The following is a 16,523-nucleotide window of genomic DNA, read 5'->3' as shown; positions in this document are numbered from 1 at the left end:
CCGACTGCACGACGACGGGGTGGCAACGTTCTTTTCTGGCGGCCGAGTACTCCCGAACGAATGCCGGGATTCGTCGCGAGCGTCGAACAGCAGTTCACCCTGTGGTTCGGCCACAGCGCCCTGCTCTGGGGGCTGGTCGGCGGCCTCGTCATCGCGGGTATGAACATGTTCGGCGCGCTGCTCGTCTTCGTCTGGGAGAACCCGTCACAGCGCGCGCTCGACGGCGCGCTCGGGTTCGCCGCCGGCGTGATGCTCTCGGCGAGCTTCACGAGCCTCATCCTGCCGGGTATCGAACTCGCCGGCGGGAACCTCTTTCCTGTCATCGTCGGCTTCTTCGCCGGCGTCGCGCTGCTGGACCGGGCCGACGCCTGGGTCCCACACGTTCACGTCGCTATCACGGGGAAACAACGGCTCGAAGGCCGCGGCGACGACGCCCGGGTCGCCTCCGTCCTGCTGTTCATCGTCGCCATCACGCTGCACAACATGCCCGAGGGACTCGCGGTCGGGGTCGGCTTCGGCTCGGCTGCCATCCACCCGGGCGCGACCGTCGACGGCCAGAGCGCGCTGGGCAACGCCATCTCGCTCATGCTCGCCATCGGCATCCAGAACATCCCCGAGGGGCTGGCGGTCTCCATCGCGGCCATCAACGCCGGCCTCGGGAAGCGCTTCTACGCCGCCTTCGCGGGCATCCGGGCCGGGCTGGTCGAGATTCCGCTCGCGCTGTTCGGCGCGCTCGCCGTCTCGATGGCCGAACCGATCCTCCCCTACGCGATGGGGTTCGCCGCGGGCGGGATGCTGTTCGTCATCAGCGACGAGATAATGCCCGAGACCCACGCCCGCGGGAACGAGCGCATCGCGACCCTCGGGACGATGGTCGGCGTGATGCTGATGCTCTCGCTCGACGTGGCGCTCGGGTAGGCAAGGGCGGGGGGAATGTCACACTATGACACACCACATTCATCTAGTCAATCGAAACGGGACGCCACCATCCCCCAGAATATAGCGTCTTCAGATAGGTCCGGGATGGGTGTGAACACCACTATTGGCCCCTGTTGACACCCACAGAGTGTCCTTTTGGTGCTGCAGTTCCGAGTACCCCACATGACGTGTACTGCCGCCGGTCCCTCCACACCGTGCAAGTCGACGCTGTTCTGTCCCGACTGTGCGCACGAGGCGCCGGTCGACGGCGACTGGGTCCTCGCAGAGGGTGCCAGAGAGACCGCCTACAACTGCCCGAACTGTGAATCGACCATCACCGTCCGACCCTCCTTCGAGGAACCCGGGCCCCTGGCCCGGCAGGTCGGTGCCGCGTTCGCCCCGCTCGGCTCCTGGAACGACTACCTCCGGGCGGTCCAGCGCGCCGCCACCTCCTGGTGCCCGTCGTTCTGACGGAACGACACCAGAGCCCGGTACGGTCTTTTTACCTGTCCAGTCCGTTATCTTAGGTATGACAATTGGTGGCCTGCATCACGTTGCGCTCGCCGTCCCCGACGTGGCCGCCGCAGAATCGTACTACTGTGAGCTGTTCGACCTCGACGTGCTGTTCAGAGAGGGCAGCCTCGACGGAGACTTCGGTGCCCTGCCCGAGGGCGTGGACTGGCCCGACGCCAGGGACGCCGGCGTCGAGCCCGGACTGACGTTCGTCGGCCGCGACGGGCTCGCCCTGGCACTCTCGCACGACCCGTCGGCTCCAGACGGCGGTCACGTCGACCACATCGCGCTCTCGGTGAGCGAGGGCGAACTCGGCGACATCTGCGACCGCGCCCGCGACCTCGACTGCGACGTCGACCAGCGCAAGTCGGCTGCCTTCGTCGTCGACACCAACGGCGTCGAGTGGGAACTCAACACGAGCACCCCGCCGCCGGAGACGCCGTTCAGGACGCTCGATATCTGAGACTACTCGCCGCCGTCGTCGGCCGCCTTCTCGGCAGACTTCTCTAGCGCCGCCGCCAGCGTCCGCGCCTGGTCCGGGTCGAGCGAGAGTTCGTCGACGTGTGCCGGCAGGTTCTGTTCTGTCATGTTGTCGAGTTCCAGTTGCAGGAGGACCCTGCCATCGTCGTCGGTGGTGACGTTCGCCACCGAGAAGCCCTCCTCGGTGAAATCGTGGCCCCGGGCCTCGGCGTCGATGAGGTCGAGGGTCGTGTACGCGTTGACCTTGAGCAGTCGGTCAGCCATGTTCGGGGGCAGGGTGCGAGGGCACTTAGGCCGCTCGTCAGCGGCGAGTGTGCGATGGGCCGGGCGGACCTGACAGCCAGTACGCTTATCAAGACTTCCTGATAGGTTCGCGTATGAAACGACGGGCGTTGCTGGGGTCGCTCTCCGGAGTGGCCGCTGCGGGGTGTTTGCGGTTGAGTTCTGGCGACGAGGGGGCGACGGGGACCAAAACCGGAGCGACGGCGACGCACGCAGACACGGCGACGACGGCTGCAACTGAAACCGAACCACCAGAGACCACGACAGCGTCGACCGGCGAACCCGACCTGCCCGACGGGCTCGCCGAGGATGGCCCGGAGGACTACCTCTACGCGTTCCACGTGAAGGAGCTCCAGCAGGCGAGTTTCCGCGTCTCGTGGACGAAGATAAACACGAACCGGTCGTTCGTGAAGTGGCAAAAGGAGTTCGCGGTCGAGTCGGGCACCTCGCTCGGGTCGTTCACGCGTGGGGACAGCGGGAACCCGGTCGACATCTACCGGTCGGGGACCGACGCCTACTGGCGCGAGAACATGGGCGACCACTACACCTACGGGAACGACGAGGAGGGGTTCGACATCGGGGAGGTCACATGGGACCAGGAGATAGAACCGCTGCTCACCGCCGGTGACTGGGGCGCGCCGACGTTCGTCGAGGACGGGGACGACCCGATGTGGGAACTCGAAACGGACACCGTCGCGGACGCGTCGGCGATTCCGGGCTACCACCGCGGCACGATACAGTCCATCGACGCGACGATGCGGGTCGACCAGAACGCGGTCATCCGGAGCGTCGACGCGGCCACCACGATACAGGACCGCGACGGCGAGGAGATACAGTACGTGAGCGAGTTCAGTATCGACGACCTCGGGGAGGCATCGGTGTCGGAGCCGGAGTGGTTACCCGACGCGAAGGCGGGCGTCCCGAAGGTGTCCGCGAGTCTCACCGACGACGGCCGGTTCGTGCGGCTGGTCATCGAGGACGGCGTGGCGTTCGAGCCCAACAGCACCGTCATGCTGTTCGCCGAGGGGCAAGAGGAGGCCACCCACCGCGGGCTGGACCAGCCCATCGACCCCGGCGTCGAGACGTACCTGTACAAGGCCGACGACTGGGACCAGACGAGCCACATGAACGTCGCTCGCGGGAGCAAGCCGACAGGCGTCACGCCCGCCGAGTTCTCCCCGCCACTGATGTTCGCAGCGCGCCGGGAGACGAACACCTACGTCTTCGACGTCACGGTCGACTGACAGTCGGCGGCAGCGACGGCCGACACCGCCGCCAGCGTCGACATCCCAGCAATCCTCAAATACCAGCCGGCCGACGGGACCGGTATGGTCAACGTCGCCGTCCTCGAACCACTGCTTCTGGGGGCACTCGCCCTGGCGATACTCGTCAAGAGTGCCCAGGCGGCGGTCGGGGCGCTCATCCGGCTGGCGAAGCACTACGACGTGCCGGACGTGGTCGTCGGAGTGACCATCGTCGCGGTCGGGACGAGTCTCCCCGAGATCGGCTCGCACGTCATCGCCTCCCTCGGAATCGTCTCGGGAGCCCTCGATTACACGGTCACGTCGGCGACCGTCCTCGGCGGGAACATGGGCTCGTCGGTGACCCAGCAGCTGTTGCTGTTCGGTATCTTCCTCGTGGGGTTCGGCCGGTATCGGCCCCGGCAGGTCTTTCTCACCTCGACGTTCGTCCCGATGGTGCTGGCGTCTGTGCTCGTCCTGGCCGTCGCCTTCGATGGGACCATCTCGCGGCTCGACGGGCTGGTCCTGCTGGGGGCGTACGTGGCCCACACCTACTACGCCGTGACGCACCGGGAGCGCGGCGGGGTGCCGCCGGAGCCCGAGAGCAAACGGGTCGGCCGCGACGCGCTCATCGCGGTCCTCGGGCTGGTCGGGGTCATCGTCGGCGCGTACATCGTCCTCACGACGGTCGAGACCATCGTCGCCCGGCTCCGGCTCGGCGGCTCGATGGTCGGTCTCGTCACCATCGGGCTCGCGTCGGCCCTGCCCGAACTCTCGACCGTGTTCGAGGGACTACGCCGGCGCGCACCGGACATCGCCGTCGGGACCCTCGTCGGGAGCAACATCGTGAACCCGCTGCTCGCCATCGGGCTCGGCGGGGTCATCTCGACGTACCAGGTCCCCGAGGCCGTCGTGGTGTGGGACCTCCCGGTGAAGATACTCGCCGGCGTCGTCGTGCTCGGGTGGGTGTGGACGCTCGGGAAAGGGAGTCTCGGCAGGAGAGAAGGGTTCTACATGGTCGTCGCGTACTTCACCTTCGTCAGCGGCCGACTGCTGCTGTTCGCCGGGCAGTGACTGTCCCGGCCCAGCCTCAGTCGTCCGCCAGCGGCGTGCCGTCCGCCGCGTTCGGGGCGGGACTCGCGTCCATGGAGTCGTCCTCGGCGTAGGGGTACCACGTCCGCTTCGTGTTGTGCATGAACGGGTCTTCGTAGCTGGTCTCCTCGGGCTCAACCAGTTCGGCGAGTTCCTCGGCGTCGCGGTCGGCCACGAACGCGCGGAAGCTCTCGCCGCCCTCGCGCTGGTCCTCGAAGTTCGCGAGCAGGTTCTCGATGGCACCCGGGACCTCGTCGGCCGGGACGCGCTCGGTGACCCACTCCGCGAAGTTCGGGTTCTCGCCGAGACCGCCACCGAGACCGATGTCGAGGGCCTCGACGGGCTCGCCGTTCTTGCGCGTCTTCATCCCGCGCAGGGAGATATCGGCGATCTGGGGCTGGGCGCAGGAGGCCGTACAGCCCGAGAGGTGGATGTGGAAGTCATCGACGCCCTCGGGGAGCTCGACGTTCTCCTTCAGCCAGCGGGCGTAGCGCACCTGGCGGTTCTTCGTCTCGACGATGGAGAGCGAGCAGAACTCGGTGCCCGTACAGGCGATGGAGCCACGCATGAACGGGTGCGGGTCCGGCGAGTAGTGCTCGAAGACGTCCTCGGCGAGCAGGTCGTCGAGGTTCTCCTCGGGCACGTCCGTGAGGATGATGTTCTGGCGCTGGGTGAGGCGGGCCTCACCGGAGGCGTACTCCTCGGCGGCGTCCGCCATCGCGATGACGTCGTCCGCACCGACGCGGCCAACGAGGCAGTTCAGGCCGACGTAGTAGTTGCCGTCCGCCTGCTGGTGGATGCCCACGTGGTCGTGGTGGCCGCCCTTCTCGTAGCCAGCGTTGTAGGTGTACTCGGCGCGCAGGTCCTCGCCGGCGGTGTGGAGTTCGAAGTCGACGAATTCCTCCTGGAGCGTCTCGCGGAGCTTCTCGGTGCCCCACTCGTCGACGAGGAACTTGATGCGGGCGTTGTAGCGGTTGTCGCGATCGCCGTACTCGCGGAACAGCAGCGAGATGCCGCCGGCGACGTCGGCGACGCGCTCGGGCGTCGCGAAGACGTCGATGTCGCGGGCGAGGCGCTCCTCGTTCCGGGAGAGACCGCCGCCGACGCGGATGTTGTAGCCCTTCACTGCTTCGCCGTCGATCTCCTTCGTGGCGGGTTCGAGCGCGAGGTCGTTGATGTCGCCCTGACCACAGCCCTCGCGGCAGCCCGTCACGGAGACCTTCCACTTCCGGGGCAGGTTCGAGTGTTCCTCGTTGCCCTTGAAGCGGTCGTTGAGCTCGTGGATGGTCGGCAGTGCGTCGACGTGCTCGTGCTTGTCCTTGCCGGCGACGGGACAGCCGACGATGTTACGCCACGAGTCACCACACGCCTGCAGGCTAGAGAGACCCACAGATTCGAGTTCGTCCCAGATGGCGGGCACGTCCTCGATGGTGATCCAGTGGAGCTGGATGGCCTGGCGGGTGGTCACGTCGGCCCACCCGTTCCCGAACTCGGGGTTCTCGGCGGGCCCCTGGGAGTACTCCCTGGCGACCTCGCCTATCTTGCGGAGCTGGCCAGGTTCGAGCACGCCAGCCGGCGGCCCGATACGCATCATGAAGTAGGACTCCTGACCGGCGCGCTGGTGGTACAGGCCGTACCACTTGAAGCGCTCGAACCAGGCGTCTCGCTCGTCTTCCGGGATGGCGTCCCAGCCCTCCTCGGCGAACCGTTCCATATGGGCGCGGATGTCCGTGCCGTAAAGCTCGGACTTCCACTCCTCGACGTCAGTCGGCATAGAAGCGCATACCGTCTCTAGCACTAAACCAGCGCCTCCCTCGTCAGGTAGCCCCGGTACTCCCGACTACCGGAACTATTTGCCAGGTTCGAGCGTCGCCCGGAGCTGGGTCGGGTCGAAGGGATGGAATTCGCCGTCGCTGACCCGGCCAACCGGCAGCCAGTCGAGGAATCCCTCGGTCCCGCAGTCGATGCACTGCCCGACCGCACACACCTCGACGAGGTGGCGGTCGACCCCCACCTCGGTGAACGCTTCGAGCACCACGTAGGCGATATCACAGTCACAGAAGTCTGTCGTCGCGAGCGGCCAGATGTCGCTGTTTGGCACCTGGCGCTCGTTGTTGACGCTGATCCACGCGCCGTCGTCGAGGACCCGCAGTTGCGTGGCCATACACCCGGTACGGCTTCGGGATGCCTCCTTCCGTCGCCTCGTGCAAAGGTTCGCGTCGTCGGTGACGCCGCCCGCGTCCCCAACCACCAGCAGGCGGCCGAATCGCCCGACGTGGCGGCGTCACAGATACCGGCCGCAGTATCCGGTATCAGGTAGTGGCGGACACGATTGTGGCTGCAGCGCCGGTTATACCTGTAGCTGACATAGGAAGGGTCGATGACCGACGAGTCGACTACCGAACGCCAGCACGCGTCAGCAGACGTCGCTCCCGAGCTGTACGAACCGGAGGGAGACAGATGACACAGCAGGACGTCGAACACGAACACGAAGCCGAGACAGAGGACGAACCGAGCACGAAGCGACGTGGCAAGAAGAAGCGCCACGACGAGCACCTCCGTGACGTCGACGTGGGCGCGGGCTGTACCGAGATCTGGGAGCACCTCTCCGACCAGCGCGACGAGGAGTAACCCACGCACACCAGCGAGGTGTTTTTCACTGATGGCGAGAAACCCAAGTCTATGACAGACGACCCTCCCCCCGGTGCCGGCCGCGAATCGCCGGTCGGCGAGCCCGTCATCCGTGGCGACCCCGCCGTGACCGGCGAGCGCGCCCGGGACGCGGTCGAGTTCGACCCTGATGACCCCGAGAGCGTCGCCGAGGCCGCCGAGACGGTCCACCAGTTCGCCCAGAACACCGTCGGCGGCAGCGACAACGTCTACATGCTGCGCGGTGCCGCCGCCTGTGCCGCACTCGTCCGTGGCACCGGGTCCTACAAGGTCGCGGCAGAACGCGCGGGCGACCCCGCAACGGTCTCGTTCATCCGGAAGTGGGCCCGCGTCCACGACCTGCCCCAGTCCATCCGCCGGCACGTCGCGATGGGCCACATCGCCCCGACCGCCGCCAAGCACATCGCCCGCGTCGGCGGCGAGGCACGGTTCCAGCTCGCGTGGGCCACCCTCGACGGCGACCTCACCGTCCGCGAGGTGCGGACCATCGCCAGCGCCGTCAACGACGGTGTGCCCGTCGACGACGCCCTGGCAGAACACGACGTGAACCTCGGCGAACTCACCGTGACGCTTCCCGCGGACGTGTACCGGGAGCTCCGGCGACACGCCGCCATCGAGAGCAAATCGGTCGACGACGCCGTCGCGGACGCCCTCGAAGAGTACCTCTGATTCTCGCGGACTAGCGCTGGTTCTCGCGGCAGAACCGCTCGACTGCATCGACCAGTACCGACCCCGCCGTCAGCACGTCCTCGAAGTCGATTCGTTCGTTCGGGAAGTGTGCCTGCTCGATGCTCCCCGGCCCGAACAGCACCGTCGGGATGCCTGCGTCTTCGTAGTGTCGGCTGTCTGCCCCGTAGGTCGCCCCGCGTGGCTCGCTGTTCAGCCCGGCCGCCGCGGCCGCGGCCTGGACCGCCCCGACGACCGGCTCCCCGGGGTCGACCTCGGCCGACTCGAACTGGATGGAGAAACGCTCGAACTCGGGCGGGTGTTCACTGAGCCACTCGCTCTCCGCGGCGACCGATTCGAGGCGCTCGCGGAACTCGGCCTCCACGTCCGCGACCGTCTCGCCCGGCGCAACGCCGATTCGCACCTGTGCGACCAGCTCGTCGGGGACCGCCGACGCCCAGTTCCCGGCGTGGACCGTCCCGAAGCTGACCGGCCACTTGATCGGGAACTCGTCGTACAGTGGGTGGGTCACGCGCTCCTCGCGCTCGGCCTCGAGCTCCGCGAAGGCCTGCCGAATCGTCTCGAAGTGCGGGAGCACCGACTCGCCGCGCCAGCGCGTCGCCGCGTGCGCGGACCGGCCCTCCAGACGGAGCTCCATCATCGCGCTCCCCTCGACCGCCGTCACCACGTCCAGCTCGGTCGGTTCGGTGACGATGGCCGCGTCCCGGTCGAAGGGGTACGGGTTCGACAGCGCAGCCGCAGCCGCCCCGATACCGCCCTCCTCCTCGCCGGCGACGGATTCGACCACGATTCGCCCGTCGAACTCGGCCACCTCGGCGAGGTGGCGCGCCACGAACACCGCCACGGCAAGCCCCGATTTCATGTCCGCAGCACCCCGTGCCGTCACCTCGGACCCGTTCCACGACGGCTCGAAGGGGTCCGTGTCCCACGCGCTCTCGGTCGCCGGCACCACGTCGACGTGCCCGTTCAGGACGATGGTCGGCCCCGCCTCCGGGTCCCCGAGCTCGACCACACCCGCGACGCTGGGCCGGGCCACCGTCTCGATCTCGGCGGGGTCGTCCGGGAACGACGGGTGTGCGGCCAGTTCGTCCGCGTCGGCCACCCACTCGTACGTCTCGAACCCGAACGACTCGAACTGCTCGCGAAGCCAGCGCTGGGCCGCGAGTTCACCCCCATCGGTCGTGTCGAATCGCAACAACTCCTCGAGAAACGCCCGCAACTCCTCGTCGTAGCCGGCGAATGCGGTCATATTTTCGAGCAAGATACGGGGCGCTAAAACACCCTCGCTACGCCCCGACAGAACGATAACCATTTAACTGTCGCCGGAACAATTTCGCAGTACGGGGCCGGTAGCTCAGTTCGGCAGAGCGTCTGGCTTTTAACCAGACGGTCGGGGGTTCAAGTCCCTCCCGGCCCGCTTCTGCGAAGTCACGGAGGTGACGAGTGAAGCGGCTTGAGGGTCTTGAAAAGACCAGTCGCGCGCAGCGAAGCGAGCACGTCTGGGCGTAGTTCAAGTCCCTCCCGGCCCGTTTTCCTGCGAACGATAGTGAGCAGTGAAAACGCCATGGAGGACTTGAACCAGCGAGCGAAGCGAACGCGGAGCGAGTGAGGTTCAAGTCCCTCCCGTCCCGTTTTCCTGCGAAGTCACGGACGTGACGAGCAACGCGGCTAGAGGCTCTTGAAGAGACCAGTCGCCAGGTTCGGAATCGGTCACCTTCGCCCTGTGAATCCACCGACACACCATCGTCCAATAGCTTTCTATCCAGAAGATTTTAATCGTAACAGGTGAGTTGATAAATTGATTCTTCTAGACGCCGCTTCGTTGCAGGTGGGTCAGGGCAGAACGGAAGCAAGCTCGGTGACCAAGGGTAATAAAACCATAGGCCATGTGGATTGGTGATTAATTTTATTACATATAAGTACAGTGTGGTTGTCATAGCATGCCCTGTCCACACAGCAGGTCGACGGATGACGAAGACCACGGGATAGAACGGCGCGAGTTCATGAAGACCGCACTCGCCATCGGGGGGACCAGTGCGATGTTCGCGGCCAAGGCCCGCGGGGAACCGGTGCTCCAGGGAAGCACCGAGGGGCTGCCGGCACGGCAGTACGCCTGGAACGACTTCATGCCGAAGAACGGGCTGACCGGCCTCGCGAAGACGCCAGCGCACCACCTACAGCTCCTGGTAGACTACACCGGCGACGGAACGCCGACCGAAGCGGACCGCGAGCAGGTCGAAGCCGCGCTCCAGACCCTGGAAGACGCCTACGAGTGGGACAACGAGGGGCTGATGTTCACCATCGGGTACTCCCTGTCGTACTTCGACCGGTTCGACGAGGACCTGCCCGAGTCCGCCGGGATGCGGCCGCCCGAGGACATCATCGACGAGACCGACATCGCCAGTAGCGGGAAGATAGAGGCCGACCACGCCGACGCCCACCTGCATCTCGCCAGCAAGCACGCCCACGTGCTGCTGGAGGCCGAGGAGGCGCTGTTCGGGGCCGTCGACGAGGTCAACGGTGTCGACGTCGAGACCGACCTCTCTGGCGTGTTCGAGAAGACGGACCGTCGGACCGGCTTCATCGGGAACCCGAAAGAGCGGTGGGACGAGGACCTCCAGGGCAAGAACCCCATCGAGGAGGGCGCGTCCGTCTTCTTCGGCTTCAAGTCGCTGTTCACCGACAGCCAGCCGAGCGAGGACGACGTGGCCATTCAGGAGGGGCCGTTCGCAGACGGCACAACCGAGCAGGTGTCCCTGCTTCTCGACAACAACCTCAAGCAGTGGTACGGGAAACACGACATCGAAGAGCGCATCGAGCGGATGTACAGCCCGAGCCACACCCTCGACGAGACCGGCGAGTTCGGCCGCAAACTCGCGGAGAGGGATGGGACGAGTGCCCCCAGCGACGAGAAGTCGATGGGAGACGCCGCCGCGGAGACCGCCGAGGACGCCGAAGACAAGGGCGTCGTCGGCCACGCACAGAAGCTGGCCCGCGCCCGCGTCGACGACCCCGACTGGGAGGACGGCCGGCCGCTGATCCTGCGCCGGGACTTCCCCTCGACGGACGGTGGTCGCGCCCACACCCAGTTCATCTCGAACCAGCGACGCATCGACGACTTCATCAGCGTCCGGAAGGCGATGGCGTTCGTCGACTGGGACGCCGACGACCCCGACCCGGCCGAGTCCGAAGTCCAGCTGAAAGACCACGGAATCCAGGGTCACTTCAAGGTACAGAGCCGCGCCACCTTCCTGGTGCCGCCGCGTGACCTTCGTGCGCTGCCCCCCGCGAGCCCGTGACGATGGCGGAAGACACAGACAGCTCCGGCATCCCCACGCCGTGGGGATGGGTACGCCGGAGCTACGCCAGAAAGCTCGGGTTCGCGCTCCTCGGAGCCGTCCTGCTCATGCTGGTCGCCGGCTACCTCGTCCAGGCCCAGACCGCGACCGAGGTCAAACAGGACGCCGAGGGCGACCTCTCGCTTGCCGCCCAGGTGCAGGCGAACGAACTCGACCAGTGGGTCAAAGGGAACAAACGCCAGGCGCGGACGGTCTCTGAACTCCACACGCTCCAGACCGACGACCCCGAGCAGATACAGCCGAAGTTGAAAGAGCTCGTGAACGAGGGGCAGGTGTCGGACGAGGTCGTCGCCATCCACTACGTCGACACCTCGAAGGGGCAGGTGATGACCAGTTCGAAGGACAAGTTCGTCGGCGTCAAGCCCGCGAAACAGGGCGCACCGTTCGTCTCGAAGATCAAGGAAGGGTTCGATGGCCCGGACGAGGTGTACGTCTCGAAGCCGTTCAGCATCCCCATCGCTGACTTCCCCGTCGTCGCCGTCCTCACGCCCGTTCCGAACGTCGAGAACCGGGTCGTCGTCTTCATGATCAACCCGACCGGGGAGACGACGGAACTCGAACAGCCCGTCGCCGACGGCTTCACCCGCGTCGTGACGACCGACGGGACGGTCGTCGCGTCACCCGAGAACGGGACCGCACTCACCGACCAGAACCAGCAACTGGTTCTCAGTCAGGCTGCGGGTCGTGAATCCGGCGTCGAGGAGACACAGGGCGACGAACTTGTCGGCTACGCCTCGCTCGACTCGACGAACTGGGTCGTGCTCATCCACGCCCCGACGGAGAACGCCTACGCACTGAGTTCGACCGTCCGCGAAGGACTGGGCGGCCTCATCGCCGTGGCGCTGATCTCACTCGGACTCGTCGGTCTCACCATCGGGCGCAGCACCACGAAGTCGCTGCGCTCGCTGGCCGGCGGTGCCCGCCAGATGCGTGACGGCGACCTCGACGCGGACATCGAGTCCAGACGGACCGACGAGATCGGCACACTCGCCGCGACGCTCGCGGAGATGCGTGACTCGCTCCGCGAACAGATCACGGAGGCGAAGGAGGCCCGCGAGGCAGCCGACCGCCGCCGCCGCGAGGCCGAACAGATGAACCGCCATCTGGAGCAGAAGGCGACCGAGTACGGCGACACCCTCTCGGCCATCGCCAAGGGTGACCTCACCCAGCGGATGAACACCCAGAGCGAGAGCGAGGCGATGGAGCAGATCGCGACCGACTTCAACGCGATGGTCGCCGGGATGGAGAAGACCCTGAACCACATCAACGCGTTCGCGACCGACGTCGCCGCCGCGAGTGAACAGGTGGTCGCCGGAGCCGAAGAGGTCCAGCAGTCCAGTCAGCAGGTCACGGCCTCCACCCAGCAGATATCCGACGGTGCCGAAGAACAGAGCAATCGCTTCCAGGAGGTCTCACAGGAGATGAGCGACCTCTCTGCCACCATCGAGGAGGTCGCCGTCTCCTCGAACGAGGTCGCAGACATCGCCGAGCTGACGGCCGAGACCGGGAACCGCGGCCGAGAGGCCGCACAGGAGGCCATCGCCGGGATGCGCGAGATAGAGGAGAAGTCCGAGCGCGCCGTCGAGGCCATCGAATCGCTCGAGGCCGAGATGGAACAGATCGACGAGCTCATCGAGTTCATCTCCGAGGTCGCCGACCAGACCAACATGCTCGGGCTGAACGCCAACATCGAGGCGACCCGCTCCGGGATGTCCGGGGAAGGGTTCTCCGTCGTCGCCCAGCAGGTCAAAGACCTCGCCCAGGACACGAAGGAGGCCGTCCAGTCCATCGAGGGCAGCCTCGAGAACCTGCAGGACGAGACCGACCGTACCGCACACGAGGTGCAGACGACCGCAGCCAGCATCGAGACGCACGTCGACGCCGTCGAGAACGCGGTCGACGCACTAGACGAGATCGCCGAGTACGCCCGCAAGACGAACGACGGCGTCCAGGAGATCTCGACCGTGGCGGAGCGCCAGTCCATGACGACCCAGGAGGTCGTCTCCATGGTCGAAGACGCCGCGAGTATCGCCGAAGAGACCACCGCGGAGACCGAGAGCGTCGCCGCAGCGACCGAGGAACAGACCTCGGCGCTGTCCTCGGTGACGAAGAACGCGAACGGCCTCGCCAAGCAGGCGAGACAGCTGAGCGACGCGCTCGACCGCTTCGAGACCGATGTCGACGGCAAGGCCGCAGCCACGAAGACGCCTGCCGACCGACAGCTCGAAGACACGACGACGCCGAGCGGCGAGGACTGACCGCGACGCCGTTACACTTTTTTCGAGACCGAAGGGACACGCGACGGCAACCCAGGCGAGACACCGGTCTGTTCGACTCGATATCCGAGACAGGTTCCGCACGCAGGGCTCGGGGAGCGAAGTCGAGTCGTGAGGAAACGGTCGCTACCGAAGAAGACGAGTCGCGTTACTCCTTGCGCGGGAGGAACGCGAAGGCGACCAGCAGGATGAGGCCGGTGCCACCGACGAGGACGACGCCCCAGACACCGTTGATGCGCTCTTTGAAGCGGTGTTCGGTCTCGATGGATGCCGCGAGGGACTGCTGAGCGGACTCGCCACGCTTGAGCTCGACCGAGTCATCGGTCGGGAAGTGCGCAGCGTACGCGACACCGTTGAGGGACACGTTCGCGTTCTGGCCGAACGAGACCTCGTTCTCCGTGGGCGAAGTCCACGTGAAGGTGATGGTCTCGGGAGCGCGGGTTACCGTGCTCTCGTTGCCCTTGAAGGTCATCGTCTCCCCGGAGACCTCGAGCGTGCGCGTCTGGATGGAGCTGTTGTCCGAGGACGCGATGAACTCCTCGACGGTGACGGCCTGCCGGTCCGGCTTGTCGAGGTCGCCGTCGATGTACTGGGTGCCGTCGACCCACTGCGGGCTGTACTGGTCACCGGGCTCCCAGCGGAGCGTGACCTCATTCGGCGAGGACGTGTTCTCGATGAACGCGCGGTAGGTCGTGTCCTCGTAGGTGACCGTCGTGTTGTTCGTCCACGTCTCGGAGGTCGTCGCGGATTCGTTCACCCAGACCAGCTTGGCCGTGTAGGTGACGCCACCACCGCCGCCGTGGCCGCCACCGGACGACTCACTCGCCGAGACCTCGGCCGCGTTGTACTGCCGACCGTCGACCGTGATGGTGTCTCCCGATTTCAACGTGGCATCCGGGTTCTCGAGACCCACCTCGGGTGCTTCCGCGATCGTGATGAACGCGTACGCCCCCACTGTGAGTACGAGGAAGATAGCGACGTACGCCGCCGCTGCTCGTCGTTGCATGTGTGGGGCGTAGTACGCCCCGCGTATAACGATTACTAACTCTCTCAACCGGTGAGACCGACCGTCACTGGTCCCCTCCGGCGCACTCACGAACAACCGTCGACACCAGGTCGGCGGCAGACCCTTCCCCCTGTCTGTCCAACGAACTCTCCATGGGACTGTACGACGCGCTTGCCGACCTCCCCCTCGACATCGACGACTACGAACTGACCCGCCACGAGCGCGACACCTCGAGTGACTTCACCCGCGTCTCCACGGTGTTCGAACTCCACGGCGACGGGCACGTCGGCCGCGGCGAGGACGTCACCTACGACACCCCGGACCACGACGCGCTCCTCGAAGCCCACGACTTCGACTTCGCGGGCACGTACACACACGAGACGTTCTCCGCTTTCCTCGACGACGTCTCGCTGTTCGCACAGCCACCCGAACGCGACACCGCCCACCACTACCGGCGCTGGGCCGTCGAGAGCGCCGCCCTCGACCTCGCGCTCAAGCAGGCCGGAACCTCGCTCGGGGCGGCACTCGGGCGGTCCTACGACCCCGTCCGCTTCATCGTCAGCACCCGCCTCGGCGACCCGCCGACGTTCGACCGCATCGACGCGGTCCAGCGCGTCTTCCCCGACGCCGAGTTCAAACTCGACCCGACCCCCGACTGGGACGACGACCTCGTCGCCAGCCTCGCCGAGACCGGAGCGATCCGGGTCCTCGACCTCAAGGGTCTCTACGAGGGCACGAGCGTCGACCAGGCACCCGACCCCGACCTCTACCGGCGCGTCGTCGAAGGATTCCCGGACAGCGTCATCGAAGACCCCGGGCTCACCGACGACACTCGACACATCTTCGACGACCACGAAGCCCGCGTCAGCTGGGACTACCCCATCACCGGCATCGAGAGCGTCGAATCCCTCCCGTTCGAACCCCAGTGGCTCAACATCAAACCCTCGCGGTTCGGCACCGTCGAATCCCTCCTCGACACCATCGACTACTGCTTCGAACGAGACATCACGATGTACGGCGGCGGCCAGTTCGAACTCGCGGTCGGGCGCGACCACATCCAGGCGCTCGCCTCACTGTTCTACCCCGACGCCCCCAACGACGTGGCCCCCGGCGGGTACAACGACCCCGAGCTGGACGCGGGGCTGCCGACGAGTCCGTTGCCTGCGCCGGTGGAGCCGAACGGGCTCGACTGGGCGTGACGACTCGGACAATCTGCCTCCACGACGCACCCTGCAATCAAGACCAGTCGCTCACCGATCGAATTCGAAAGAAGCCAAGGGCCGGATTTGAACCGGCGATGGGCGGCTCTGCAGGCCGCTGCGTTCGGCCGGACTCTGCCACCTTGGCACGCAACAGATAGTACTGCTTTCTGGCGTTTAAACGTAGCGATACGGTGTTGCCACTCCGTCACCGAACGCACCCGGACAGCACCGACCACTGTCGGCACTCCCCGAGCTATAAATGAAGAAAGCCACACACCCGCAGTGGGTGTGTGGCTTCGTAGTATGAGTGGAGGCGGCGAATGAATTTTCCCAGAGGCTCGCGCACTCCAGTACTCGCCCAAACGCAGGTGAGCTTAACTTCCGTGTTCGGGATGGGTACGGGTGTAACCTCACCGCTCTGGCCGCCTTAACGCCGATCCGCGGAATCGAACCGCGACAACGATCCAATATCGGTGGTCTTTGAGACCGTAATGTAAACGCAATCCAGTTAACGCCTGGACCTTCCACCATGTGGTGAAGGTCCCAGTATGCGGTATGATTGTGTGGCTTGACCTGTTAGTGCTCGCGGACTGAACGCCTCGTTGCCTTGGCGCGTACATCCCGAGTCTATCGAACTCGTCTTCTACGAGTGGTCTCAGCGGCACCTCTTTTCCATGTGGGTTTCGAGCTTAGATGCATTCAGCTCTTACCCCTTGTGACGTAGCTGCCCGGCACGTGCCCTCTCGGACAACCGGTACACCAGTGGTCACCATTCGTAGTTCCTCTCGTACTATACG

Annotated in this window: 15 protein-coding genes, 2 tRNA genes and 2 rRNA genes; 11 read left to right on the top strand and 8 right to left on the bottom strand. The window is 65.9% G+C overall.

What is annotated here, in order from left to right:
• Positions 1-60: 60 nt before the first annotated feature.
• The 3 genes from ACSC1S_RS00095 to ACSC1S_RS00085 all read left to right on the top strand — a co-directional run bounded on the left by ACSC1S_RS00095 (position 61) and on the right by ACSC1S_RS00085 (position 1,894).
• On the top strand, positions 61-918 hold the full coding sequence (locus ACSC1S_RS00095; RefSeq protein WP_435362634.1) for a ZIP family metal transporter: 858 nt from the start codon (positions 61-63) through the stop codon (positions 916-918).
• 183 nt (positions 919-1,101) lie between these two features.
• Entirely contained in the window at positions 1,102-1,389 is a 288-nt protein-coding gene (locus ACSC1S_RS00090; RefSeq protein ID WP_435362633.1) for a DUF8106 domain-containing protein, read from the top strand.
• Between the two features lie 58 nt (positions 1,390-1,447).
• Positions 1,448-1,894, top strand: a complete 447-nt coding sequence (locus ACSC1S_RS00085) for a VOC family protein (RefSeq protein ID WP_435362632.1) — start codon at positions 1,448-1,450, stop codon at positions 1,892-1,894.
• Positions 1,895-1,896: 2 nt separating this feature from the next.
• Here ACSC1S_RS00085 and ACSC1S_RS00080 read toward each other — a convergent pair whose 3' ends face one another.
• A complete protein-coding gene (locus tag ACSC1S_RS00080; protein ID WP_435362631.1) occupies positions 1,897-2,175 on the bottom strand; it encodes a DUF6360 family protein in 279 nt (92 codons plus the stop codon).
• A gap of 113 nt (positions 2,176-2,288) precedes the next feature.
• Between ACSC1S_RS00080 and ACSC1S_RS00075 the strand changes: the two genes are divergently transcribed.
• Positions 2,289-3,437 carry a hypothetical protein gene (locus ACSC1S_RS00075; protein WP_435362630.1) on the top strand — a complete coding sequence of 383 codons (1,149 nt, stop codon included), beginning with the start codon at positions 2,289-2,291 and terminating at the stop codon, positions 3,435-3,437.
• Positions 3,438-3,521: 84 nt separating this feature from the next.
• Positions 3,522-4,508 carry a sodium:calcium antiporter gene (locus ACSC1S_RS00070; RefSeq protein WP_435362629.1) on the top strand — a complete coding sequence of 329 codons (987 nt, stop codon included), beginning with the start codon at positions 3,522-3,524 and terminating at the stop codon, positions 4,506-4,508.
• A gap of 16 nt (positions 4,509-4,524) precedes the next feature.
• Here ACSC1S_RS00070 and ACSC1S_RS00065 read toward each other — a convergent pair whose 3' ends face one another.
• Positions 4,525-6,300: a nitrite/sulfite reductase gene (locus ACSC1S_RS00065; protein ID WP_435362628.1), complete on the bottom strand. Its 1,776-nt coding sequence runs from the start codon at positions 6,298-6,300 to the stop codon at positions 4,525-4,527.
• 75 nt (positions 6,301-6,375) lie between these two features.
• Entirely contained in the window at positions 6,376-6,690 is a 315-nt protein-coding gene (locus ACSC1S_RS00060) for a DUF8134 family protein (protein ID WP_435316791.1), read from the bottom strand.
• A gap of 296 nt (positions 6,691-6,986) precedes the next feature.
• Between ACSC1S_RS00060 and ACSC1S_RS00055 the strand changes: the two genes are divergently transcribed.
• Both ACSC1S_RS00055 and ACSC1S_RS00050 read left to right on the top strand, forming a co-directional pair.
• The gene (locus ACSC1S_RS00055; RefSeq protein WP_435362627.1) at positions 6,987-7,157 is read left to right on the top strand and encodes a DUF8595 family protein; all 171 of its coding nucleotides are present in this window, start codon (positions 6,987-6,989) and stop codon (positions 7,155-7,157) included.
• A 51-nt stretch (positions 7,158-7,208) separates the two neighbouring features.
• Positions 7,209-7,865, top strand: a complete 657-nt coding sequence (locus tag ACSC1S_RS00050; RefSeq protein WP_435362626.1) for a DUF7119 family protein — start codon at positions 7,209-7,211, stop codon at positions 7,863-7,865.
• 10 nt (positions 7,866-7,875) lie between these two features.
• Here ACSC1S_RS00050 and ACSC1S_RS00045 read toward each other — a convergent pair whose 3' ends face one another.
• The gene (locus ACSC1S_RS00045) at positions 7,876-9,132 is read right to left on the bottom strand and encodes a M20/M25/M40 family metallo-hydrolase (RefSeq protein ID WP_435362625.1); all 1,257 of its coding nucleotides are present in this window, start codon (positions 9,130-9,132) and stop codon (positions 7,876-7,878) included.
• Between the two features lie 94 nt (positions 9,133-9,226).
• Between ACSC1S_RS00045 and ACSC1S_RS00040 the strand changes: the two genes are divergently transcribed.
• From ACSC1S_RS00040 to ACSC1S_RS00030, 3 genes are all read left to right on the top strand, one after another.
• Positions 9,227-9,300, top strand: a tRNA-Lys gene (locus ACSC1S_RS00040).
• 523 nt (positions 9,301-9,823) lie between these two features.
• A complete protein-coding gene (locus ACSC1S_RS00035) occupies positions 9,824-11,182 on the top strand; it encodes a DUF7405 family protein (protein ID WP_435362624.1) in 1,359 nt (452 codons plus the stop codon).
• Between the two features lie 2 nt (positions 11,183-11,184).
• A complete protein-coding gene (locus ACSC1S_RS00030; RefSeq protein WP_435362623.1) occupies positions 11,185-13,500 on the top strand; it encodes a methyl-accepting chemotaxis protein in 2,316 nt (771 codons plus the stop codon).
• A gap of 166 nt (positions 13,501-13,666) precedes the next feature.
• On the opposite strand, the gene ACSC1S_RS00025 is transcribed toward ACSC1S_RS00030, so the two are convergent.
• Entirely contained in the window at positions 13,667-14,524 is an 858-nt protein-coding gene (locus ACSC1S_RS00025) for a DUF8231 family protein (RefSeq protein ID WP_435362622.1), read from the bottom strand.
• A gap of 152 nt (positions 14,525-14,676) precedes the next feature.
• On the opposite strand from ACSC1S_RS00025, the gene ACSC1S_RS00020 reads away from it, so the two are divergent.
• Positions 14,677-15,723, top strand: coding sequence for an enolase-like domain-containing protein (locus tag ACSC1S_RS00020; protein WP_435362621.1), 1,047 nt, complete (start codon positions 14,677-14,679; stop codon positions 15,721-15,723).
• 72 nt (positions 15,724-15,795) lie between these two features.
• On the opposite strand, the gene ACSC1S_RS00015 is transcribed toward ACSC1S_RS00020, so the two are convergent.
• The 3 genes from ACSC1S_RS00015 to ACSC1S_RS00005 all read right to left on the bottom strand — a co-directional run.
• Positions 15,796-15,871: transfer RNA gene (locus tag ACSC1S_RS00015), tRNA-Cys, on the bottom strand.
• A gap of 163 nt (positions 15,872-16,034) precedes the next feature.
• A 5S ribosomal RNA gene (gene rrf / locus ACSC1S_RS00010) occupies positions 16,035-16,156 on the bottom strand.
• 126 nt (positions 16,157-16,282) lie between these two features.
• Positions 16,283-16,523: ribosomal RNA gene (locus ACSC1S_RS00005) — 23S ribosomal RNA — on the bottom strand; the annotation flags it as partial.

The sequence above is a fragment of the Haloarchaeobius pelagicus genome (genome assembly GCF_051207375.1).
GTDB lineage: Archaea > Halobacteriota > Halobacteria > Halobacteriales > Natrialbaceae > Haloarchaeobius.
This window is presented reverse-complemented; position numbering and strand designations above follow the sequence as displayed.

Coding starts and splice junctions, on each gene's coding strand:
- ACSC1S_RS00095 (WP_435362634.1), top strand. CDS start 61: ATGCCGGGATTCGTCGCGAGCGTCGAACAGCAGTTCACCCTGTGGTTC.
- ACSC1S_RS00090 (WP_435362633.1), top strand. CDS start 1,102: ATGACGTGTACTGCCGCCGGTCCCTCCACACCGTGCAAGTCGACGCTG.
- ACSC1S_RS00085 (WP_435362632.1), top strand. CDS start 1,448: ATGACAATTGGTGGCCTGCATCACGTTGCGCTCGCCGTCCCCGACGTG.
- ACSC1S_RS00080 (WP_435362631.1), bottom strand. CDS start 2,175: ATGGCTGACCGACTGCTCAAGGTCAACGCGTACACGACCCTCGACCTC.
- ACSC1S_RS00075 (WP_435362630.1), top strand. CDS start 2,289: ATGAAACGACGGGCGTTGCTGGGGTCGCTCTCCGGAGTGGCCGCTGCG.
- ACSC1S_RS00070 (WP_435362629.1), top strand. CDS start 3,522: ATGGTCAACGTCGCCGTCCTCGAACCACTGCTTCTGGGGGCACTCGCC.
- ACSC1S_RS00065 (WP_435362628.1), bottom strand. CDS start 6,300: ATGCCGACTGACGTCGAGGAGTGGAAGTCCGAGCTTTACGGCACGGAC.
- ACSC1S_RS00060 (WP_435316791.1), bottom strand. CDS start 6,690: ATGGCCACGCAACTGCGGGTCCTCGACGACGGCGCGTGGATCAGCGTC.
- ACSC1S_RS00055 (WP_435362627.1), top strand. CDS start 6,987: ATGACACAGCAGGACGTCGAACACGAACACGAAGCCGAGACAGAGGAC.
- ACSC1S_RS00050 (WP_435362626.1), top strand. CDS start 7,209: ATGACAGACGACCCTCCCCCCGGTGCCGGCCGCGAATCGCCGGTCGGC.
- ACSC1S_RS00045 (WP_435362625.1), bottom strand. CDS start 9,132: ATGACCGCATTCGCCGGCTACGACGAGGAGTTGCGGGCGTTTCTCGAG.
- ACSC1S_RS00035 (WP_435362624.1), top strand. CDS start 9,824: ATGCCCTGTCCACACAGCAGGTCGACGGATGACGAAGACCACGGGATA.
- ACSC1S_RS00030 (WP_435362623.1), top strand. CDS start 11,185: ATGGCGGAAGACACAGACAGCTCCGGCATCCCCACGCCGTGGGGATGG.
- ACSC1S_RS00025 (WP_435362622.1), bottom strand. CDS start 14,524: ATGCAACGACGAGCAGCGGCGGCGTACGTCGCTATCTTCCTCGTACTC.
- ACSC1S_RS00020 (WP_435362621.1), top strand. CDS start 14,677: ATGGGACTGTACGACGCGCTTGCCGACCTCCCCCTCGACATCGACGAC.